Below are 1,455 nucleotides of genomic sequence, written 5' to 3'. Positions count from 1 at the left end.
TAGTCTCGTGGGCTCGGTCATGGTGAGCCTGGGCTGGAGCAGTCCGACGGGTGAGGGCGACGCGGACGTGTCCGTGCTGTTGCTGACGGCGGACGGCAAGGTCCGCAGTGACGCTGACTTCTACTTCTACAACAACCCCGTGGCGGCCGACGGGTCCGTGCAGTTGCTGGGCAAGACGCCCACCTCCGACGGCAACGAGGACCGCATCACCTTCGATCTGACCGCGATCCCGGCGGACGTCGAGCAGGTCGTCGTGGCGGCGAGCCGCTACAACGGAGGCCGGTTCGGGGATCTGGACGACGTACGGGTGACCCTGGCCGACGGCTCGGGCGAGGGGCTGCTGAGGTTCTCCATCGAGGACGCCGGTGCGGTCGGCGCGCTGCTCTTCGGCGAGCTCTACCGGCGGTCCGGCGACTGGAAGTTCCGGGCCATCGGGCAGGGATACGAGTCCGGTCTCGCGGGCCTCGCCCAGGACTACGGCGTCGATGTCGACGACGACGCGGAGGAGGCGGAGGCGGCCGAAGAGTCCGGGGCTGCCGTCGCGGAGGACGTCCCGCCGGAGGAGATCCCCGCGGAGGCGGCGGCCGAGCCCGTCGCGACGGAAGCGGGGCCCGAGGCCGCGACCGAGGTCGAGGTCCAGGCCGTGGGGACGGCGGTGCCGTTGGCCGCCGTGCCAGCCCCAAGTCCCGTTCCTGTGGTGGAACAGATCGTGACCGAGTCCGTCGAGGCACCGGCCAAGTCGGTCCCCCGGCCCCGTACGGCGAAGAAGAAGGTCACGCTGCCCAAGGTGGCCAGGAAGTCGCTCGCCGAGAACGACTCCTGGCGGGCCGCCCGGCTCTTCCCGGTCTCCGCTCTCAAGAGCGACCGGGACAGGGAGACCCGGGCGACCTCCGTGCTGCTGTCGGTGATGGCGCAGGTGCCGGAGTTCGGCAGGCGGCTCACCGCCGGTTTCGGGGCGCCCGCCGGGCGGATGGAGATGTTCACCGAGGTATCGCTGCCCAACGGCGACTCCCCGCGGCGGCCGGACGGCGTGATCCGGGTCGAGCGGGCGGGCAAGCTGTGGACGGCGCTGGTCGAGACGAAGACCAACGGCAACGCCCTCAAGCCGGACCAGGTGCAGGCGTACACCGAGATCGCCGCCCGCCGCGGCTACGAGGCCGTGATCACCCTCTCCAACGACGTGGAGCTGGACGGCAGTCCGCTGGTCGACGTGAAGACGGACGGCCGGCGCAAGCACAAGGTGGCGCTGCGGCACCTGTCGTGGGCCGACGTCGCCCACCAGGCCCAGATGCTGATCCGCCACGAAGGCGTCGGCAACGCGGCGCACGCCTGGCTGCTCCAGGAACTCCTGCACTACCTCCAGCACGAGAACTCCGGCTGCCACGGCTTCCAGAACATGGGCCCGGCCTGGGTGCCCGTGCGCAACGGGATCGACGACGAGACTCTCTGCCAGGG

The 1,455-nt window shown here is 70.9% G+C and carries 1 protein-coding gene; it reads left to right on the top strand.

Translation table 11 applies throughout. The features are described 5' to 3' along the window. A partial coding sequence (locus EU811_RS22945; RefSeq protein ID WP_142940553.1) for a TerD family protein occupies positions 1–1,455 on the top strand: 1,455 nt, incomplete at both ends.

The organism is Arthrobacter sp. TS-15, assembly GCF_006964045.1.
GTDB lineage: Bacteria > Actinomycetota > Actinomycetes > Actinomycetales > Micrococcaceae > Arthrobacter.
Note: the sequence above shows the minus strand (reverse complement) of the source record. Positions and strands in the feature narration are given on the sequence as shown.